Genomic DNA, 22,703 nt, shown 5'->3' with positions numbered 1-22,703 from the left:
GCGTCCCCTTCCCCGACCAGAAGTGGAAGACCCTTCACTTATCGCGCATCTTTCAGCAACAGGGAACGCACCAACGGGCGCGGCCCCGTGGGCCGCAGCAGCGCGCTCGCCGGGCGAGGCCGGACGCGCTGCGGCCACCAGAACCAGCGTCCCAGCAGCGCGGCGACCGAGGGCGTCATGAAGGCGCGGACGACCAGCGTGTCGAACAGCAGGCCCATGCCGATGGTCGTGCCGACTTGGCCGATGCTGCGCAGGTCGCTGACCACCATCGATGCCATGGTGAACGCAAAGACCAGGCCGGCATTGGTGACGACCTTGCCGGTACCGCCCATCGCCCGGATGATCCCGGTGTTGATACCGGCGCCCAATTCCTCTTTCATGCGGGACACCAACAACAGGTTGTAGTCAGACCCCACCGCCAAGAGGACGATTACCGAGGTGGACAGCACCGTCCAGTGCAGCGGCGCGTGCAGCAAGTCCTGCCAGACCAGGATGGACAGTCCGAAGGACGCACCCAACGAGAGCAAGACCGTTCCCACGATCACCATGGCGGCAATGAAACTGCGCGTCATGATCAGCATGATGATGAAAATGAGGCACAGCGCAGACACCCCGGCGATCAGCAGGTCGAACTTGGAGCCATCCACCAGATCTTTGGTGATCGCGGCGGTGCCGGTGAGATAGATCTTGGCGTTTTCCAGGGGTGTGCCCTTCAACGACTCTTCGGCCGCCGTCTTGATGGCTTCCACCCGAGAAAGACCCTCGGGCGTCGCCGGGTCGCCCCGCTGCGAAATGAGGAGCCGGAAATCCTTACCGTCCGGCGACATGAACACCTTCTCGACCCGCTTGAAGGCATCCGAGCCATCGATGATTCCCGGCGGCAGATAGAACGAGTCGTCGTTTCGGGAAGCGTCGAAAGCCTGCCCCATGGCGCTCGGGTCTTTGACGCTCGAGTCCATCTGACCCATCACGCCGGACATGGTGCTGTGCATGGTCAGCATCATGCTGCGCATGCCCTTCATGATCTCGATCATCGGAGGGATCTCCATGACCATCTGCGGCAGGACGACGTCCAGCTGATCGAGGTTGCCGACCAACTCCTTCAACTTGTCGTTGACTTCGTCGACACCGTCGAGAGCGTCGAAAATGGACCTCAGCGAGAAGCAGATCGGGATGTCGTAGCAGTGCCGTTCCCAATAGAAGTAGCTGCGGATGGGGCGCCAGAAATCCTCGAAATCCGAGATGTGGTCGCGTAATTCGGAAGTGATGTCCTGCATTTCGTGCGTCGTGCCGACCATTTGATGGGTGGTGTTCACCAGATCACGCATCAGGCCCACCATGTGCTCCATGATGGCGATCATCCTGCCCATCTCTTCGGCCTGCTTGAGCATGTCATCCATGCGGTCTTTCTGGAATGCCATGTTCTGCAGCTGGCTCGCCTGTGACATGCTCATGATCCACGGAATGGTCGTGTGCTGAAGCGGGACCCCTTCCGGCCGGGTGACGGTCTGCACGGTGGAAATCCCCGGGACCGCGAGAACACCTTTCGCCAGTTTGTTGATCACCAACATGTCCGTGGGGTTCCGCAAATCATGATCCGTCTCGACCAGCAGAATTTCCGGCATCATCATTCGCGAGCCGGGGAAGTGCCGTTCGGCGGCCGCATAGCCCACATTGGCGGGAATGTTCGTCGGTATGAATTTCTGGTCGTCATAGCTGGGTCTGTAATTCGGCAGGGTCAACAACCCGATGAGCGCGATCGCCAACGATGCGATCAGGATCGGCGCCGGCCACCGGACGATCGCCGTGCCGTACCGCCGCCATCGATGCGTCGAGATAGGCCGTTTGGCTTCGAACAGACCGAAGCGACCGCCGGCGGCAAGCAGCGCCGGCCCCAGCGTCAGCGCGACGAGCACCGCTATGGCGATGCCGACGGCGCAGGGGATGCCCAGTGGCTGGAAGTACGGGAGTCGGGTGAAGCTGAGGCATAGCACCGCCCCGGCAATGGTCAGACCCGACGCCAACACGACCTTGGCGACGCTGCCGAAGGTCGTATAGAAAGCCATCTCCCGGCTCTCGCCCACCGACCGGGCTTCCTGGTACCGGCCGACGAAAAATATCCCGTAGTCGGTTCCCGTTGCGATTACCGCGGCCACCAGTAGGTTGACGGCGAAAGTGGTGAGTCCGACGATCCCCAAATGGCCGAGCAATGCGACCATTCCGCGGGCGATCTGCAATTCCAGCCCGACGATGAGTAACAACAGAATCACCGTGACGACTGATCGGTAGACCAGCAGCAGGGTGATAAAAATGACGGCGAGGCTCGCCACGGTGACCAACATCACCGTCTTTTGGCCGGCGATATTCATATCCGCGACGATCGGCGCAGGGCCGGTGACATAAACCTTGAGACCCTGCGGGGGGTCAGCCCGTTGCACGATCTTGCGGACCGCCGCTACGGATTCGTCGCCCTGACTACCACCCTGGGTTCCATTGAGATTGACCTGCACGTAGGCGGCCTTGCCGTCTTGGCTCTGCGCCGCGCCCCGGGTCAGGGGATCGCCCCAGAAGTTCTGGACGTGCTGCACATGCTTGTGGTCGTCCTCGAGGAGGCGAACCAAACGGTCGTAGTAGTGGTGCGCGTCGTCGCCGAGTGGCTGCTGGCTTTCCAGCAGGATCATTGCCAAGGCGCCGGAGTTGGTCTCCTTGAAGTCCTGACCGAGGCGCTCCATCGCTTTGAATGAGGGTGCGCCTATTGGGCTCAGCGATACCGCATGCTCTTTCTCGACCTGCTCCAGCGACGGAACGCCGATGCTGATGAGCACGGCGATTCCCAACCAACCCAAGATGATCGGCACGGAGAATCGGTGGATCATCCGCGCGAAGAATGGTTGCGAGGCCCGCTCCGTAGCCAGATCTTGATTGCTCATGTGGCTGTCAACACGCAGTAGGTGAACGCGTTCAACTCGTGTGAGATCCTCTCGGCTTTGACCACACCATCCACCACGATGCGGCACCCCAGAGTATCGCTATTGCCTTGTGCGACAACGTTTCCCACGATTGACGGGAGGGTGGTCGCGATGTCGAACGTCCAAGGAAGGGGGATGCCGTTGATGTGATTCGGCTCGCCGTTTGCATCGAAGTAACTGATGTCGGCCATCGTCCCAGGCGGTCCGAAAACCTCGTACTTAACATGCTTGGGGTTAAACGGCTTGGTGTCTTGTTGTCTGGTGTCGGCGTAGGACGGGCGTTTCTCGGAGCCGAATATGCCGTGCAACCGAGAAACGGTCAATCCGCCGGCGGCGACGACGGCGATTATGACCAGCGGGATCCACCCGTGCTTCAAGAAGCTGAACAGCCCGGCTCGCCGCTTCCTGCGGTTTTCTCGAGGCGCGCCTTTTCCTTCAACGCCGGCTGAAGAGCGGCGACCAAAAGGCAGGAACCTGCGTCGGCGACTGGGCGGCTGGCTGATTTCGCGGCCTTCCGTGACGGCGATATCGGGCCGGGCCCGCACATCGGGTTCGACCACCGCACCCCCTTCTACACGTTTTACGTCTCTTGTATGTCCGCCGGCCTTAACAAGTCGTTACAGGTCGGTCGCGCCACCAGGTGAGGGCACTTCGAATGCGGTGTACATCACAGACTAGTCGTGCTTGGGCACCTGGTTCGAGCCCCGCCCCCCGGGGAGCGCGACCAAGTCTTCACGAGTAAACCACGCCATCGGTCTCCGCATCAGCCGTTCGAAAAGGAGATACGGGATCGTAATGCATACCGCGTGCGTAAGCGCACTTTTCGATCCTCGCCCGGCTGGTTCAGCGGGCCGGCGCCTGTCCCCAGGTCGGTTCGGAACGAGGCCTCCGCGGGCCGCCCGCCGGCCAAGGTCCACTCACCCTCGGCGGCCCCAGCCAGCTAACGACGGCCGATGCCCATAGGCAATGCGTTTCGCCGCCCGTCGTTTCGCTTTATGGCCGATTTCGTGGCCCCGTCATCCACCGGAAGGGGCTCGCCTCGTGGTGATTTTTGCGGCGGCTCGAGCGCCGGTATCCTTGGCGACGGCAAGCCCCCAAAATTCCATCGTCCCTGAAGGCCGACCTTGCCCGATCGCGAGCCACACCGGTGAGCGGTTCGTGCAGGTCACAGCAGCCAACGGCGGCCGCTGCGCAGCCCTGTACCAGCCCAATCTTTAGGGCACGTTAAGAGCCTGACGGGTCACCCCGGAACTTTGTCCAAACCTCGGACGCGCGCTAGTGGCTCCAGTATGGTTTGGAACCGTTCCACTCATGTCAACTAGCAGCTTTGGAGAACTGTGAGCATCAATCCGTTCGACGACGACAACGGCAGTTTTTTCGTCTTGGTGAACGACGAGGAGCAGCACAGCCTCTGGCCGGCCTTCGCCGACGTTCCAGCTGGCTGGCGAGTGGTCCACGGGGAGGCCGATCGCGCTGCATGCTTGGAGTACATCGAACAGAACTGGCCCGACATTCGGCCAAAGAGCTTGCGCGACAGGCTCGCAACGGGCCGGGGTTCTGACCAGTAACGAGTCGGGGTTTTGACCAGTAACGAGTCGGGGTATGGGGCGGGTGAAACTTTGGGGGAGTCGATGGAAGTTGGTGATCGCACACTTCCGCTGACGCGCGGCCAGCTTGACATCTGGCTCTCGCAGGAAACGGGTTATGTCGGTACGGAGTGGCAGCTCGGGCTGCTGATCAGGATCGACGGTCCGGTCGACCGCGAAGCCCTTGGGCGCGCCCTCACCCAGACCGTCGCCGAGGCCGAGGCCGGCCGGGTGTCGTTCTTCGAGGTCGACGGCCAAGTGGTGCAGAAGCCGATCGACTACCCGGACGTCCAGCTCACCTTTCACGACCTGACCTCCCTGCCCGACCCCGTGCAGGAAGCCCGCGCGATGGCGTCCTCGATCCAGCGGACGCCCATGGCATTGAACGGCCAGCTGTTTCAATTCGTGTTGTTTCAGACCGGGGTTGACCAGTTTTATTTATTCGGCTGCTGTCACCACATAGCGATCGACGGATTGGGTATGGCGCTGGTGGCCCGTCGGGTCTCCACAATTTATTCCGCCATGATGGCCGGGAAACCCATTCCTGATGCCTATTTCGGCTCGGCGCAAGATTTGGTCGACATCGAATCCGAATATGAAGCATCTGCCGACTATTTGGAGGACCAGGCTTATTGGCGCGACAACCTTCCGCCGGAAAGCGCGTGGGTCGATCGCCCGGTCGAGGCCGCGAGCGGCAAAGACCACTACTCGCCGTCTGCGTCGGTCCAGCTGGACCCGTCCGTCACCACCCGGATCAAGGAGCTGTCCAAGAAGCTGGGCATCCGCCGGTTTTCTGTTACCACCGCGGCGTGCGCGCTGTTGGTGCGGGCGTGGTCGGGGAGCGGCTCGCAAGTGGCGCTCGACTTTCCGGTGAGCCGGCGGGTGAGCCAGGAATCCAAGACGCTTCCCGGCATGTTCGCCGGGGTGGTGCCGCTCGTCTTGGACACCGCGCCCACCGCCACGGTCGCTGACTTCTGCAAACACGTCGACACGCGAATCCGGGAACTGTTGCACCATCAGCGATTCCCGGTGCACACCCTGGAGAGCGACGGCCTGAGGCAGGCGGCGAATCGGGTCGGCATCAACTTCCTGCCGATGAGGCTGACCTTGGACCTCGCCGGTTCGCCGGCGACGGCGAGTTACACCAACCACGGGCCCGTGGGGCATTTCAGCCTGTTCTTCCTCGGCGCCGGCGACCAGCTTTTCCTCAGCACCGCGGGTCCGGGCCAACCGTTCGCGGACTTCGGCGTGGCGGACCTGGCGGCGCGGATGCAGCGGGTACTGGAGGAGATGACCGCCGACCCGGAGCGGTGGCTGTCCTCGATCGACCTGTTGGCCGCCGACGAGCCGGCGCAGCTCGACGAGTGGAGCAACCGGGCGGCCCTGACCCAGCCGGCACCCGAGCCTGTCTCGATCCCGGTGGCGTTCGCCGAACACGTGCAGCGCTCGCCCGAGGCCCTGGCCGTCACCTGCGACGCCAAGTCGTTGACCTACGCCGAACTCGACGAGGCCTCCAACCGGCTGGCGCACCTGCTGGCCGGCCACGGCGCGGGGCCCGGCGAGTGTGTGGCGGTGATGTTCCCCCGCTGCGCCGATGCGATCGTGGCGATGCTTGCGGTCCTCAAGACGGGTGCGGCCTATGTGCCGATCGACCCCGCGCATTCCGCGGCCCGGATGGAGTTCGTGCTGTCCGATGCGGCGCCGAGCGCGGTGATCACCACGGCGGACCTGCGTTCCCGGCTGGACGGGCGCGACCTGTTGGTCGTCGACGTCCACGACCCGGCCGTCGAAACCCAGCCCAGCACCGCGCTGCCCGCGCCGGCCCCGGAGAACGTCGCTTACATCATCTACACGTCCGGCACCACCGGAACCCCCAAAGGTGTTGCCATTCCTCATCTCAACGTCACGTGGCTGATCGAGTCGCTCGACGAGGGCCTGCCCAAGGGGCAGGTGTGGACGCAATGCCATTCCGCGGCCTTCGACTTCTCCGTGTGGGAGATCTTCGGCGCGCTGCTGCGTGGTCGCCGGCTGCTCGTGGTCCCGGAGTCCGTGGCGAGCTCCCCGGACGAGCTGCACGACCTGCTGGTCGCGGAAAAGGTCAGCGTGCTCACCCAGACCCCGTCCTCGGTGGCGATGCTGCCGGAGGAGGGCCTCGAGTCCACCGCCTTGGTGGTGGCCGGCGAGGCTTGCCCGACCGACGTGGTGGATCGGTGGGCGGCGCCCGGACGGGTGATGCTCGACGCCTACGGCCCGACGGAGACCACGGTCTGCGCCTCGATCAGCAAGCCGCTGACCCCCGGAACCGGTGTGGTGCCGATCGGTTCGCCGATTTCCGGCGCGGCGATGTTCGTCCTGGACAAGTGGTTGCAGCCGGTGCCGGCCGGTGTGGTCGGCGAGCTGTACCTCGCGGGTCGCGGCGTCGGCATCGGATACGTGCGCCGCGCCGGCCTGACGGCTTCCCGGTTCGTGGCCAACCCGTTCGGTGGTCCCGGTGCGCGGATGTACCGCACCGGTGACCTCGTCTGCTGGGGCGAGGACGGGCAGCTGCAGTACTTCGGCCGCTCCGACGAGCAGGTCAAGATCCGCGGCTATCGCATCGAGCTGGGTGAGATCCAGTCGGTGCTCAAGGGTCTCGACGGCGTCGACCAGGCGGCCGTGATCGCCCGCGAGGACCGCCCCGGCGACAAGCGCCTGGTGGGCTACATCACCGGGACCGCCGATCCGGCCGCGATCCGCGCGGCGCTGGCCGATCGCCTGCCGCCGTACATGGTCCCGGCCGCGGTGGTGGTGTTGGAGGCCCTGCCGCTGACCGGCAACGGCAAGCTCGACAAGCGCGCCCTGCCCGCACCCGAGTATGCCACCGCCGAGTACCGCGCCCCGGGCGACCGGGTCGAGGAGATCCTGGCCGACATTTACGCCCAGGTGCTGGGTATCGAGCGGGTTGGCGTCGACGCCTCGTTCTTCGACCTCGGTGGCGACAGCATTCTGTCGATGCAGGTCGTGGCCCGGGCCCGGGCGGCGGGCATCCTGTTCCGGCCGCGTGACGTGTTCGTCGAGCAGTCGGTGGCCAGGCTGGCCCGGGTGGCCGAGGTGGCGGCCGACGGTGCGGCGGGGGCGGGCGACGACGGCGTCGGGCCGGTGGTGGCCACCCCGATCATGCGGTGGCTGCAAGACATCGACGGGCCGATCGAGCAGTTCAACCAGACCATGGTGGTGCAGGCGCCGGCGGGCGCGAGCGAGGACGACGTGGTGGCGGTCCTGCAGGCGCTGCTGGACCGCCACGCCGCCCTGCGGCTGCGCGCCGACGACGACGGCGCGGGCGGCTGGTCGCTGCAGGTGCCCGAGGTCGGCGCGGTGGACGCGCGCGGCTGCGTGCACGCCGTGGAGTCGCTGTCCGACGAGGCGTTGGCGGAGGCCCGATCGCGGCTGAACCCGGCCGCCGGGGTGATGGTCAGCGCGGCGTGGGCGCAGTCCACTGGTCAGCTGGCGCTGATCATCCACCACCTCGCCGTCGACGGAGTGTCGTGGCGAATCTTGTTGGAAGACTTCAACATCGCCTGGTCCCAGCATCACAACGGGCAGCCCATCGACCTGCTTGCGCCCGGGACGTCGTTCGCCCGCTGGTCGTCGCTGCTTCAGGAGTACGCGCACCGGCCCGACGTGGTGGCCCGGGCCGACGACTGGCGGCGGGTCGCGGCCACCCCAGCCGCGTTGCCGGCCGTGCAACCCGACACCGATACCTACGTGAACGCCGGTCAGCTGTCCGTCTCGCTGGACGTGGAGACGACCCGGCTGCTGCTCGGCGAGGTGCCCGCCGCCTTCCACGCCGGCGTGGGCGACATCTTGCTGATCGCCTTCGGGCTGGCCTTCGCGGAGTTCCTGGGCGCCGGCGCCGCGCCGATCGGCATCGACGTGGAGGGCCACGGGCGTCAGGAAGAACTCTTTCCCCGCGTGGACTTGTCGCGCACCGTCGGCTGGTTCACCACCAAATACCCGGTGGCGTTGAAGGGTGGCCGGCTCAACTGGTCGCAGGTGGCAGGCGGCGAGCCCGCGCTGGGCCCGGTGATCAAGGCCGCCAAGGAACAGCTGCGCGCTTTGCCCGACGGCCTGACCTACGGCCTGCTGCGCTACCTGAACGACGACGTGGACCTGGACGGGGCGGACCCGGTGATCGGGTTCAACTACCTGGGACGGCTCGGCGCGGGCGCGGATCTCTCCGACGAGTTCTGGCGGGTCAGCCACGACAGCCTGGCGGTGGCGGCGGTGGCCACGGCAGTACCCATGCCGCTCGCTCACACCGTCGAGCTCAACGCCGGCACCATGGACACCGAGGCCGGCCCGCACCTGCAGGCCAACTGGAGCTGGGCCCCGTCGGCGCTGGACCAGGAACGGGTAAACCGCTTGAGCCAGCTGTGGTTTGAGGCTCTGGCCGGGATCTGCGCGCATGTCCAGGCCGGCGGCGGCGGGCTGACCCCGTCGGACATCGCCCCCGCTCAGCTCAGCCAGCAGGAAATCGACAGCCTGTGCAGGCAGGGCGGCGTCGCCGACGTGCTGCCGCTGACCCCGGTGCAGCAGGGATTGCTGTTCCACACCGCCTTCGCGCAGGACATGGACGACCTGTACGCGGTGCAGCTCGGGATCACCGTCAGCGGTGCGCTCGACGCGGCGCGCCTGCGCGAGGCGGTCCACACAGCCGTCAAGCGCCACCCCAACCTGGTCGCCCGGTTCTCCGAAGACTTCGGCGAGCCCGTGCAGATCATCCCGGCCGATCCCCAGATGGCCTGGCGGTACGTCGAGCTGGACGGCGGCAACATCGACGAGCAGGTCGAGCAGCTGTGCGCCGACGAACGCGCCGCGGTGTGCGACCTGGCCGACAAGCCGTCGTTCCGGGGCGCGCTGATCCGCACGACGGCCGACCGGCATCGGTTCGTGCTGACCATCCACCACATCGTGGTCGACGGCTGGTCGCTGCCCGTGCTGCTGCAGGAAGTGTTCGCCAGCTACTACGGAGAGCGGTTGCCCGCCCCCCCGTCGTACCGCAGCTTCGTCACCTGGCTGACCAACCAGGACCGCGCCGCCGCGCAAGCCGCATGGGCCCAGGCGCTGGCCGGCTTCGAGACCCCCACCCTGGTCGGTCCGCTCGGGCAGATCGGGAAGCGCGGCGTCGCCGCCTTCCACGTGCCCGCCGAAACCACGCACGCACTGGGCGAGCTGGCGCGGTCCTGCCGCACCACCATCAGCACCGTCCTGCAAGGCGCGTGGACGCAGCTGCTCACGTGGCTGACCGGCCAGCATGACATCGCCTTCGGCACCGCCGTCTCGGGACGTCCCACCGAGCTGCCCGGCGCGGACGCGATGGTGGGCCTGCTGATCAACACCGTGCCCGTGCGGGCGAGGATCACCGCGACGACCACCGTGGCCGACCTGCTCGACCAGCTGCAACGCCTGCACAACGACACCGTCGACTACCAGCACCTGGCGCTGCCCGAGATCCACCGCGTCACCGGTCACGACCAGCTGTTCGACACCCTGTTCCTCTACGAGAACTACCCGATCGACGCCGGCGCCCTGTTGGGCGTCCACGAGCTGGCCATCACCGACTTCAGCAGCCGCGAATACAACCACTACCCGCTGTCCGTGGTGGCCTCGCCGGGTCACGAGCTGAGCCTGCGCGTCGAATTCGACACCGAGGTGTTCACCGCCGCGGCCATCAACACGCTCATCGAGCGGTTGCAGCAGGTAATGGTCGCCATGACGGCCGATCCCGCCCGCCGCCTGTCCTCGATCGACCTGCTCGACGCCGCCGAACACGGCCGGCTCGACGACTGGGGCAACCGGCCGGTGCTGGCCGAGGCGGCACCCAAACTGGCATCGATACCGGAGCTGTTCGCCGCGCAGGCGACCCGCGCCCCGGAAGCGGTGGCCATCACCTACGGCGACCGTTCCTGGACCTACGGCGAGGTCGAGCAACAGGCGAACCGCCTGGCCCACCTGCTGGTGAGCCGGGGCGCCGGACCGGGGGAGCGCGTCGCGGTGCTGTTCCCCAGGACGGCCGAGGCGGTCGTGGCCATCCTGGCTGTGCTCAAGACGGGGGCGGCCTACCTGCCCGTCGACCCGGCGGTGCCGGCGGCGCGCATCGAGTTCGTGCTCGGCGACGCGTCTCCGATCGCCGCCGTCACCACCGCGGAGGTGCGGTCGCGGCTCGACGGACAAGACCTGGACGTCATCGACTTCGACGACCCCGCCGTCGCCACCCAGTCCAGCGACGGGCTGCCCGCGCCGTCGCCGGACAACATCGCCTACATCATCTACACGTCCGGAACCACCGGCACGCCCAAGGGCGTGGCCGTGCCGCACCGCAACGTCACCCAGTTGCTCGAGTCGCTGGACGCGCAGCTGGCACTGGGGCAGGTGTGGACGCAGTGCCACTCGCTGGCCTTCGACTTCTCGGTGTGGGAGATCTTCGGGTCGCTGTTGTACGGCGGCCGGCTGGTGATCGTGCCCGACGCGGTGGTCCGTTCGCCCGAAGAGCTGCACGCCATGCTGGTCCGGGAACAGGTCAGCGTGCTGAGCCAGACGCCGTCGGCGTTCTACGCGCTGCAGACCGCGGATTCGCTGGCGCCCGAGCTGGGGCAGCAGCTGAAGCTGCAGACGGTGGTGTTCGGCGGAGAGGCCCTCGAACCCCACCGGCTGGGCAAGTGGCTGCACAATCACCCCGGGCTGCCGCGCCTGATCAATATGTATGGCATCACCGAGACCACGGTGCACGCCTCGTTCCGGGAAGTCGTCGAGGGCGACGTCGACAGCAACGCCAGCCCGATCGGCGTTCCGCTGGCCCACCTGGGCTTCTTCGTGCTGGACGGGTGGCTGCGGCCGGTGCCCGAAGGTGTGGTCGGCGAGTTGTACGTGGCCGGCCGGGGCCTAGCGTACGGGTATGTGGGCCGGTCCGGACTGTCCGCCACGCGGTTTGTGGCGTGCCCGTTCGGCGGCTCCGGCGCGCGCATGTACCGCACGGGCGACCTGGTGCGCTGGGGTGCGGACGGCCAGCTGCAGTACATGGGCCGCGCCGACGAGCAGGTCAAGATCCGCGGCTACCGCATCGAGCTCGGCGAGGTGCACGCCGCCCTGGCCGCGCTGGACGGCGTCAACGAGGCGGCGGTGATCGCCCGTGAGGACCGCCCCGGCGACAAGCGGTTGGTGGGGTACGTGACCGGAACCGCCGACCCGGCCGAGATCCGCAACCAGCTCGGCGAGCGGCTGCCGACCTACATGGTGCCCACCGCGGTGGTGGTGCTCGACGCGCTGCCGCTGACCGTCAACGGCAAGCTCGACACCCGCGCGCTGCCGGCACCGGAATACTCCGACGCCGACCAGTACCGCGCCCCCAGCACGGCGATCGAGGAGATCCTGGCCGGCATCTACGCCCAGGTGCTGGGTGTGGAACGCGTCGGCGTGGACGACTCGTTCTTCGACCTCGGCGGCGACAGCATCCTGTCGATGCAAGTCGTCGCCCGCGCCCGGGCGGCCGGCGTCGTCTGCCGCCCACGCGACATCTTCGTCGAGCAGACGGTGGCCCGGCTGGCCCGGGTTGCCGCTCTGGCCACCGACGACGACGTGGTCGACGAGGGTGTCGGGCCGGTGGTCGCGACCCCGATCATGCGCTGGCTGCACAGCATCGACGGCCCGGTCGAGCAGTTCAACCAGACGATGGTGGTGCAGGCCCCGGCGGGGGTGATCGAAGCCGACGTCGTGCTGGTCCTGCAGGCTTTGCTGGACCGGCACGCGATGCTGCGGCTGCGCGTCGACGACGACGGCGCGGGCGGGTGGTCGCTGCGGGTTCCCGAGGTCGGCGAGGTCGACGCCGCCAGCTGCGTGCACACCGCGGAGGCGTTGTCCGACGCGGCGTTGTCGACGGCCGTCTCGCAGCTGAACCCGGCCAGCGGCACGATGCTGCGCGCGGTATGGGTGCCCGGCACGGGCCAGCTCGCGCTGATCATTCACCACCTGGCCGTTGACGGCGTGTCGTGGCGAATCCTGTTGGAAGACTTGAACATTGCCTGGGCCCAGCATCACAGCGGGCAGCCGGTGGCCCTGCCGGCCGGCGGCATGTCGTTCGCGCGGTGGTCGTCGCTGCTGGCCGAGCACGCGCGCCGACCGGAAGTCGTCGACACCGCCGAAGCCTGGCGGCAGATCTCGTCGACCCCGGCTCCGTTGCCGTCGGTGCGTCCCGACATCGACACCTACGTCAGTGCGGGACAGCTGTCGGTGTCACTGGATGCCGACACGACGCGGTTGTTGCTGGGCGAGGTGCCCGCGGCGTTCCACGCCGGCGTGCAGGACATCCTGCTGATCGCATTTGGGTTGGCCTGGGCGCAGTTCGTGGGCACCGGCGCCCCGATCGGCATCGACGTCGAGGGCCACGGGCGGCAAGAGGAGTTGGGTCCGCAGGTGGACCTGTCCCGCACGGTGGGCTGGTTCACCAGCAAGTACCCGGTCGCGTTGCAGGTCGGCGGGCTGTCCTGGGGGCGGGTCGTCGCCGGTGAGGCGGAGCTGGGGGCGCTGGTCAAGGATGCCAAGGAACAGCTGCGCGCCCTGCCCGACGGCCTGACCTACGGACTGCTGCGCTACCTGAACCCCGACGTCGAACTCGACGTGTCCGACCCTGTGATCGGGTTCAACTACCTCGGGCGGCTGGGCGGCGCCGGCGACCTGTCCAGCGAGCTGTGGCGGCTCGACCAGGACAGCCTGGCGTCGGCCGGCGCCGCGACGGCGGTGCCGATGCCGTTGCCGCACACCGTCGAGCTCAACGCCGGCACCCTGGACACCGCCGGCGGTCCGCTCCTGCAGGCCAACTGGACCTGGGCGCGCTCGGCGCTGGACGAGGGCCAGGTGGCCCGGCTGAGCGAATTGTGGTTCGACGCCCTGAGCGGCATCTGCAGCCACGTCCGCAGCGGCGGCGGCGGCCTGACGCCGTCGGACCTGGCCCCCGCGCGGCTGACCCAGCGGGACATCGACGAACTGTGCCAGCGCTACCCGATCGCCGACGTGTTGCCGTTGACCCCGCTGCAGCAGGGCCTGCTCTTCCACACCGGCAGCGAGCACGGCAGCGACGACCTGTACGCGGTGCAGCTCGACATCAGCGTGAGCGGCGCCCTCGACCCGCACCGGTTGCGCGACGCCGTCCACACCATGATCAAGCGGCATCCCAACGTGGTGGCGCACTTCGTCGAGGACTTCGGCGAGCCGGTGCAGGTGCTCTCCGCCGAGCCCGCACTGGCGTGGCATTACGTCGAGCTCGACGCCGAAGACGTCGAACCGGAGGAGCAGATCCAGCAGCTCTGCGCCGCCGAACGCGCCGCGGTCTCCGATTTGGCGGAGCGCCCGCCGTTCCGGGCCGCGCTGATCCGCACCGCCGACAACCGGCACCGGTTCGTGCTGACCAACCACCACATCGTGCTCGATGGCTGGTCGAAGCCGATCCTGCTGCAGGAGATCTTCGCCGCCTACTACGGTGTGCAGTTGCCCGCCCCGGTGCCGTACCGCAAGTTCGTCGCCTGGCTGGCGGCGCAGGACCGCGGCGCGGCCCAGGCGGCGTGGCGGCGGGTGCTGGCCGGCTTCGACACGCCGACCTTGGTGGGTCCGCCCGGCCGGGTCAGCCTCGGGCCCCGGGGGGTGTCCTCCTTCCAAGTGTCGGCGGAGACCACGCGGGCGCTGGGCGAACTGGCCCGTTCGTGCCACACCACCGTGAGCACCGTGCTGCAGGCGGCGTGGGCGCAGCTGCTGATGTGGCTGACCGGTCAGCACGATGTGACCTTCGGCACAGCGGTGTCGGGTCGGCCGAGCGATCTGGCCGGCGCCGACCAGATGGTGGGGCTGCTGATCAACACGGTGCCGGTGCGGGCGACGGTCGGCGCCGAAACCACGATCGCCGACCTGCTCAACCAGCTACAAGGCGCCTACAACGACACGCTCGAGCACCAGCATCTGGCGCTCAACGAGATCCACCGTGTAACGGGACACGACCAATTGTTCGACACCATGTTCGTGTACGAGAACTATCCGATCGACACCGCAGCGTTGTCTGCCGTCGATGAGCTGGCTATTAGCGGTTTCACTAATCGGGAATACAACCATTACCCGTTGTCGGTGCAGGCCGTGCCAGGTCACGAAATAGGTCTTCGCGTCGAATTCGATACAGAAGTCTTCGACACGGGCAGAATCGAAAGGTTGGTTGAGCGGTTCAGGCGCGTGCTGGAAGCCATGACCGCAGATGTGGAGGAGCAGTCATGACCGTCGGTGCGGGGCGGCGATTGTTGTCGATCGACTTGCTTGACGGCGGTGAGCACGACCGCCTCGACGAGTGGGGCAACCGGGAGGTGCTGACTGCTCCGGTGACGGAAGCGGCATCGATTCCGGCGTTGTTCGCCAAGCAGGTCGCGCGCGTTCCCGAAGCTCCGGCGCTGACCTTCCAGGGTCGCACGCTGACCTACCGGGAGCTCGACGAGGCCGCGAACCGGCTCGCGCATCTGCTGGCCGATCACGGCGCGCGCCCGGGCGCCTGCGTGGCGCTGCTGCTGCCGCGGTCCGCCGAGGCGATCGTGTCCATCCTGGCGGTGCTCAAGACCGGTGCGGCGTACCTGCCCATCGACCCGGCGGTCCCCGCGGCGCGGATGGAGTTCATGCTCGGCGACGCGGCACCGGTCGCCGCGGTCACGACGGGTGAACTGCGAGCGCGGCTGGACGGCTTCGATCTGCTGGTCGTCGACGTCGCCGACCCGGCGGTCGACGAACAGCCGAGCTCGGAGCTGCCCGGACCGGCTCCCGAGGACATCGCGTACATGATCTACACCTCGGGCACGACCGGCACCCCGAAGGGTGTGGCGGTCACGCACCAGAACGTCACCCAGTTGCTCAACAAGCTGCCCGCCGACCTGCCGAAGGCCGGTGTGTGGTCGCAATGGCATTCGCTGGTCTTCGACGTGTCGGTGTGGGAGGTCTGGGGCCCGCTGCTGCACGGCGGCCGGCTGGTCGTGGTGCCCGAATCGGTGGCCGGATCGCCGGACGAGCTGCACGCGCTGTTGGTGGCGGAGAAGGTCACCGTGCTGTGCCAGACCCCATCGGCGGTGGGCATGCTGTCGCCCGACGGGCTGGATTCCACCGCGCTGATCGTGGCCGGCGAGGCCTGCCCGTCCGAAGTGGTGGATCGCTGGGCGCCGCGCCGGGTGATGATCAACGCCTACGGCCCGACCGAGGGCACGGTGTACGCGTCGATGAGCAGGCCGCTGAAGGCGGAGTCCGGGGCGCCGCCGATCGGCTCGCCGGTGCCCGGAGCGGCGCTGTTCGTGCTCGACAAGTGGTTGCGCCCCGCGCCGGAGGGTGTGGTCGGCGAGCTGTACATCGCCGGTCGCGGCGTGGCCTCCGGATACGTGCGCCGGCCGGGCCTGACGGCCTCGCGCTTCATCGCCTGCCCGTTCGGGGCGCCGGGGACGCGCATGTACCGCACCGGCGACCTGGTGCGCTGGGGCGTCGACGGCCAGTTGCAGTACCTGGGCCGCGCCGACGAGCAGGTCAAAATCCGCGGCTACCGCATCGAGCTCGGCGAAATCCAGTCGGCGCTCGCGGCGCTGGACGGCGTGGAGCAGGCGGCGGTGATCGCCCGCGAGGACCGCCCCGGCGACAAGCGGCTGGTGGGGTACGTGACGGGCACCGCCGACCCGGCCGAGATCCGCACCCAGCTCGGCGAGCGGCTGCCCAGCTACATGGTGCCCGCGGCCGTCGTGGTGCTGGACGCGCTGCCGCTGACCGTCAACGGCAAGCTCGACAAGCGCGCCCTGCCCGCCCCCGAATACCAGAAGACCAGCGGCGAATACCGCGCGCCGACCACGGCCGTCGAAGAGACCCTGACCGCCATCTACGCGCAGGTCCTCGGACTCGAGCGGGTGGGCGTGGACGACTCGTTCTTCGACCTCGGCGGCGACAGCATCCTGTCCATGCAGGTGGTGGCCCGCGCCCGGGCTGCCGGCGTGGTGTGCCGGCCGCGCGACGTGTTCGTCGAGCAGACGGTGGCCAAGCTGGCCCGAGTGGCCCGCGTGGCCTCCGACGAGGAGGAAGTCGACGAGGGCATCGGCCCGGTGGCCGCGACCCCGATCATGCGCTGGCTGCAGCCGGTCGAGGGCCCGACCGACCAGTTCAACCAGACCATGGTGGTGCAGGCCCCCGCGGGTGTCACCCGCGACGACGTGCGGGTGGTGCTGCAGGCGCTGCTGGACCGGCACGCCACGCTGCGGCTGCGCGTCGACGACGACGGCGCCGGCGGCTGGTCGATGCATGTGCCCGAGGTCGGCTCGGTCGATGCCGGCACCTGCATGCACACCGTCGACGCGCTGTCCGACGCGGCGCTGGTGGCGGCGCGCTCGCAGCTGAACCCCGCTGCCGGCGTCATGTTCCGTGCCGTGTGGGCGGAATCCACCGCCCAGTTGGCGTTGATGATCCACCACCTGGCCGTTGACGGCGTGTCGTGGCGGATTCTGTTGGAAGACTTGAACATTGCCTGGGCCCAGCACCACAGCGGGCAGCCCGTGGCGTTGCCGACGGGTGGAACCTCGTTCGCCCGCTGGTCGGCGATGCTGGAGGAGCACGCCCAGCGCCCCGAGGTCGTCGAGACGGCCGAGGCGTGGCGCCAGGTCGCGGCGACCCCGGCGTTGCTGCCGGCGGTGCGCCCCGACGTCGACACCTACGAGACGGCCAAGCAGCTGTCGGTGTCGCTGGACGTGGAGACCACCCGGTCGCTGCTGGGCGAGGTGCCCGCGGCGTTCCACGCCGGCGTGCAGGACATCCTGCTGATCGCGTTCGGGCTGGCATGGGCGCGGTTCGTCGGCACCGGCGCCCCGATCGGCATCGACGTGGAGGGCCACGGCCGCCACGAGGAACTGGGCCCGCGCGTCGACCTGTCCCGCACCGTCGGCTGGTTCACCACCAAGTACCCCGTCGCGCTGACCGTCGGCGAGCTGGACTGGGCACAGGTGATGGCCGGCGACCGGGCGCTGGGAGCGCTGGTCAAGAAGGCCAAGGAGCAACTGCGTGCCCTGCCAAACCCGCTGACCTACGGGCTGCTGCGCTACCTCAACACCGACGTCGACCTGGACGGCTCGGACCCGGTCATCGGGTTCAACTACCTGGGTCGGCTGGGCGCGGCGGCCGATCTGCCCGGCGAGATGTGGCGAATCAGCCAGGACAGCCTGTCGTTCACCGGCGCCGCCAGCGCGGCGTTGCCGATGCCGCTGATGCACACCATCGACCTCAACGCCGGCACCATGGACACCGAGGCCGGCCCGAACCTGCAGGCGAACTGGACGTGGGCGCCGTCGGCGCTCGACCACGAACAGGTCAGCCGGTTGAGCCAGTTGTGGTTCGAGGCCCTGGCCGGCATCTGCGCGCACGTGCGGAGCGGCGGCGGCGGGCTCACCCCGTCCGACATCGCCCCCGCTCGGCTGACTCAGCAGCAGCTCGACGACCTGTGCCAGCAGTACGCGGTCGCCGACGTCTTGCCGTTGACCCCGTTGCAGCAGGGCCTGCTCTTCCACGCCAGCTTCGCGCACGACCCCGGCGACGACGTGTACGCGGTGCAGCTCGGTATCACCGTCACCGGCGCCCTCGACGCGCACCGGCTGCGGGAGGCCGTGCACGCCGTCGTCGGCCGGCACCCCAACCTCGCGGCGCGATTCTGCCCCCAGTTCGGTGAGCCGGTGCAGGTCCTCCCGGCCGACCCGGTGATGGCGTGGCGCTACATCCAGCTCGGCGCGGACGACCTGGATCCCGACGAGAAGATCGATCAGCTTTGCGCCGCCGAGCGGGCGGCGGTCAGCGACCTCGCCAACCGGCCGGCCTTCCGCGCCGCGCTGATCCGCACCGCCGACAACAGGCACCGGTTCGTGCTGACCAACCACCACATCGTGATGGACGGCTGGTCGCTGCCGATCATGCTGCGGGAGATTTTGACCAGCTACTACGGCGAGCGGTTGCCCGCGCCCGCGTCCTACCGCAGCTACCTGACGTGGCTCGCGGCCCAGGACCGCACGGCGGCCCGGGCGGCCTGGGCCGAGGTGATGGCCGGATTCGACGCGCCCACCTTGGTCGGCCCGCCGGCCCGGCTGGGCCTCGGCCGGCGAGGCGTCGAGTCCTACCGGATGCCCGCAGAGACCACTCGGGCGCTGGGCGAGCTCGCCCGCTCCTGCCACACCACCATCAACACCGTGTTGCAGGGCGCCTGGGCGCAGCTGCTGATGTGGCTGACCGGCCAGCACGACGTCGCCTTCGGCACCGCGGTGTCCGGTCGGCCGGCCGACTTGGCCGGCGCCGAGTCGATGGTGGGCTTGTTGATTAACACCGTGCCGGTGCGCGCCAACATCACCGCGTCGACCACCGTGGTCGAGCTGCTGCAGCAGCTGCAGAACGCCCACAACAACACGATCGAACACGAGCACTTGGCGCTGAACGAGATTCACCGCGTCACCGGTCACGACCAGCTCTTCGACACGCTCTTCCTGTACGAGAACTACCCGATCGACACCAGCGTGCCGCTGGGCTTCCATGAGCTGGCGATCACCGACGTCACCAACCGCGAGTACAACCATTACCCGCTGTCGGTGATGGCCCTTCCGGGCCGTGAGCTGGGCCTGCGCGTCGAATTCGACACCAGCGTGTTCGACACCGCCGCGATCGAATCGCTGATCGAGCGGTTCCAGCGCGTGTTGGCCGGCATGACCGCCGACTCCAGCCAGCGGCTGTCCACGATGGACGTCCTGGACGTCGGCGAGCGCGCCCGCCTCGACGAGTGGGGCAACCGGTCGGTGTTGACCGCGCCCGTGCGAGGCAAGGCGTCGATCACGTCGCTGTTCGCCAGGCAGGTGGCCCGGACGCCGGAAGCGGTGGCGCTGACGTTCGACGGCCACTCGATGACTTATCGGGAACTCGACGAGGCCGCGAACCGGATGGCCCACCTCCTGGCCGAGCACGGCGCACGGCCCGGCGAAAACGTGGCGCTGCTGCTTCCCCGGTCGGCCGAGGCGATCGTGTCGATCATCGCCGTGTTGAAGACCGGCGCGGCGTACCTGCCGATCGACCCGGCGGTCCCGGCGGCGCGGATCGAGTTCGTGCTCGCCGACGCCACGCCGGTCGCCGTCGTCACGGCCGCCGAATTGCGGTCGCGGCTGGAGGGCGCTGGCCTGCTGGTGATCGACGTCAACGACCCGTCGGTGGACGCGCGGCCCGCCACGGCGTTGCCGGGCCCGGCGCCCGACGACATCGCGTACCTCATCTACACGTCCGGCACCACGGGTATCCCGAAGGGCGTGGCGGTCACGCACCTCAACGCCACCCAGCTGCTCGAGAAGCTGCACGCCGACCTGCCCGACCCGGGCGTCTGGGCGCAGTGGCATTCGCTGGTCTTCGACGTCTCGGTGCACGAGATCTTCGGCGCCCTGTTGCACGGCGGGCGGCTGGTCGTGGTGCCCGAGTCGGTGGCCGGTTCCCCGAAGGACCTGCACGCGCTGCTGGTCGCGGAGCAGGTGACCGTGCTCAGCCAGACCCCGTCGGCGGTGGGAATGCTGTCCCCGGAGGGGCTGGACTCGATGGCCCTGGTGGTCGCCGGCGAGGCCTGCCCGCCGGAGGTGGTCTCACGGTGGGCGCCGGGTCGGGTGATGATCAACGCCTACGGCCCGACCGAGGGCACGGTGTACGCGGCGATGAGCGCGCCGCTGAGCGCGGACGGGGGAGCGCCGATCGGCGCACCCGTTCCCGGGGCAGCCCTGTTCGTCCTGGACAAGTGGCTGCGCCCGGCGCCGGAAGGCGTCGTCGGTGAGCTCTACATCGCCGGTCGGGGTGTGGCGTCGGGCTATGCGCGGCGCTCCGCCCTGACGGCCTCGCGGTTCGTGGCCTGCCCATTCGGGGCGCCGGGCGCGCGGATGTATCGCACCGGGGACCTGGTGCGCTGGGGCGCAGACGGTCAGCTGCAGTACCTCGGCCGTGTCGATGAGCAGGTCAAGATCCGCGGCTACCGCATCGAGCTCGGCGAAATCCAGGCCGCCCTGGCCGGTCTGGACGGGGTCGAGCAAGCGGCGGTGATCGCCCGCGAGGACCGCCCCGGCGACAAGCGGCTGGTCGGCTACATCACCGGCACCGCCGATCCCGCCCAGGTGCGGGCCCAGCTGGGTGAGCGCCTGCCCGCTTACATGGTGCCGGTCGCGGTGGTAGTGCTGGACGCGCTGCCGCTGACCGTCAACGGCAAGCTCGACAAGCGCGCCCTGCCCGCCCCCGAATACCAGAAGACCGGTGGTGAGTACCGGGCCCCGGCCACTCCGGTGGAGGAGACCCTGGCCGACATCTACGGCCGCGTGCTCGGGCTGCAGCGGGTTTCGGTCGAAGACTCGTTCTTCGACCTCGGCGGGGATTCGCTTTCCGCGATGCGGGTGATCGCCGAGATCAACACCGCCCTCGACACCAACCTCTCGGTGCGCAGCTTGTTCGAGGCGCCATCGGTGCGCGGCCTGGCCCACCGGGCCGAACGCGATGCCGGCGATGCGGGCCAAGCCGAGGCCGGCGGCCCCAGCTTCGCCTCCGTCCACGGGCGGGACGCCACCCAGGTCTACGCCAGCGATCTCACCCTGGACAAGTTCATCGACGCCGCGACACTGAGCGCCGCGCCCGCGCTGCCGGGCCCGAGCTCGCAGGTGCAGACGGTCCTGTTGACTGGGGCGACCGGCTTCCTCGGCCGGTACCTGGCGCTGCAGTGGCTCGAGCAGCTCGAGCTGGTGGACGGCAAGCTGATCTGCTTGGTGCGGGCCGGCTCGGACGAAGAGGCGCGCCAGCGGCTGGAGAAGACGTTCGACAGCGGGGACCCGAAGCTGCTCCGTTACTTCCAGCAGCTCGCGGCCGACCACCTCGAGGTGATCGCCGGTGACAAGGGCGCTGCGAACCTGGGTCTCGACGAGCAGACGTGGCAGCGGCTGGCCGACACCGTCGACCTGATCGTCGACTCGGCCGCCCTGGTCAACGGGGTGCTGCCTTACAGCGAGCTGTTCGGACCCAACGTCGCGGGCACCGCCGAGCTGATCCGGATCGCGCTGACCAGCAGGCTGAAGCCGTACGCGTACGTGTCGACCTCCGATGTGGGCCGCCAGATCGATCCGGCGGCGTTCACCGAGGACGCCGACATCCGCGTGATCAGCCCGATCCGCAAGATCGACGGCAGCTACGCCAACGGCTACGGCAACAGCAAGTGGGCCGGCGAGGTGCTACTGCGCGAGGCCAACGACCTGTGCGGGCTGCCCGTCTCGGTGTTCCGCTCCGACATGATCCTGTCCGACACCAGCTACGCCGGCCAGTTCAACCTGTCCGACATGTTCACGCGGATGGTATTGAGCCTGGTGGCCACGGGCATCGCTCCGCGGTCGTTCTACCAGCTGGACGCCGACGGCAACCGGCAGCGTTCGCACTTCGATGCGCTGCCGGTGGAGTTCGTCGCCGAGGCGGTCACCACCCTCGGCGCGCAGGTGATGGAGGGGTTCGAGACCTACCACGTGATGAACCCGCACGACGACGGCATCGGCATCGACGAGTACGTCGACTGGCTGATCGAGGCCGGGTACCCGATCGAGCGCATCGACGACTTCGGGGAGTGGCTGCAGCGATTCGAGGCCGCGCTGCGCGAGTTGCCGGAGCGCCAGCGCAAGCACTCGGTCCTGCAGATGCTGCAGGTTCCGGGCTACAACCAGCTGCAGGCGCCCGAACCGGCAACGGGGTCGTTCGCCCCTGCCGACCGATTCCGCGCCGCGGTGCAGGAAGCCAAGATCGGCGCCGACAACGACATCCCGCACATCACGCCGGCGGTGATCGTCAAATACGTCACCGACCTCCAGTTGCTCGGCCTGCTGTAACACGCCCGCGGTTCACGACGGTCTGCCCGGGAGCTATCGAACGCATGTTCATGTTGCGGGCTGAAACATCCTTTCCGTATCTTTAGGGGCTTTCGCGTGAGGTTTTGTTAAGGCGCCCGGCACTTTTTCGAAACCTCTAGCGCACATTCGCGCGCTCGGCTAACCTTTCGGATTGTTGCACTCATGTTGACTAACTTTGGCGGAGAAACCCTGTG

5 protein-coding genes are annotated in these 22,703 nt (G+C 68.2%); 3 read left to right on the top strand and 2 right to left on the bottom strand.

All coding sequences use genetic code 11. The annotated features are described in order from the left end of the window. Positions 1 to 38: 38 nt before the first annotated feature. Both ACEL92_RS15725 and ACEL92_RS15720 read right to left on the bottom strand, forming a co-directional pair. Positions 39 to 2,930 carry an RND family transporter gene (locus ACEL92_RS15725; protein WP_374021663.1) on the bottom strand — a complete coding sequence of 964 codons (2,892 nt, stop codon included), beginning with the start codon at positions 2,928 to 2,930 and terminating at the stop codon, positions 39 to 41. Further along, entirely contained in the window at positions 2,927 to 3,346 is a 420-nt protein-coding gene (locus tag ACEL92_RS15720; protein WP_374026234.1) for an MmpS family protein, read from the bottom strand. The genes ACEL92_RS15725 and ACEL92_RS15720 overlap by 4 nt, the downstream gene beginning before the upstream one ends. 960 nt (positions 3,347 to 4,306) lie before the next feature. On the opposite strand from ACEL92_RS15720, the gene ACEL92_RS15715 reads away from it, so the two are divergent. From ACEL92_RS15715 to ACEL92_RS15705, 3 genes are all read left to right on the top strand, one after another. Beyond that, positions 4,307 to 4,537: an MbtH family protein gene (locus ACEL92_RS15715; protein ID WP_374021662.1), complete on the top strand. Its 231-nt coding sequence runs from the start codon at positions 4,307 to 4,309 to the stop codon at positions 4,535 to 4,537. A gap of 63 nt (positions 4,538 to 4,600) precedes the next feature. Then, positions 4,601 to 14,845 carry an amino acid adenylation domain-containing protein gene (locus ACEL92_RS15710; RefSeq protein WP_374021661.1) on the top strand — a complete coding sequence of 3,415 codons (10,245 nt, stop codon included), beginning with the start codon at positions 4,601 to 4,603 and terminating at the stop codon, positions 14,843 to 14,845. After that, a complete protein-coding gene (locus tag ACEL92_RS15705) occupies positions 14,842 to 22,488 on the top strand; it encodes an amino acid adenylation domain-containing protein (RefSeq protein ID WP_374021660.1) in 7,647 nt (2,548 codons plus the stop codon). Before ACEL92_RS15710 ends, ACEL92_RS15705 begins: the two co-directional genes overlap by 4 nt. Positions 22,489 to 22,703 lie beyond the last annotated feature (215 nt).

The organism is Mycobacterium hainanense, assembly GCF_041890355.1.
Lineage (GTDB): Bacteria > Actinomycetota > Actinomycetes > Mycobacteriales > Mycobacteriaceae > Mycobacterium > Mycobacterium hainanense.
Note: the sequence above shows the minus strand (reverse complement) of the source record. Positions and strands in the feature narration are given on the sequence as shown.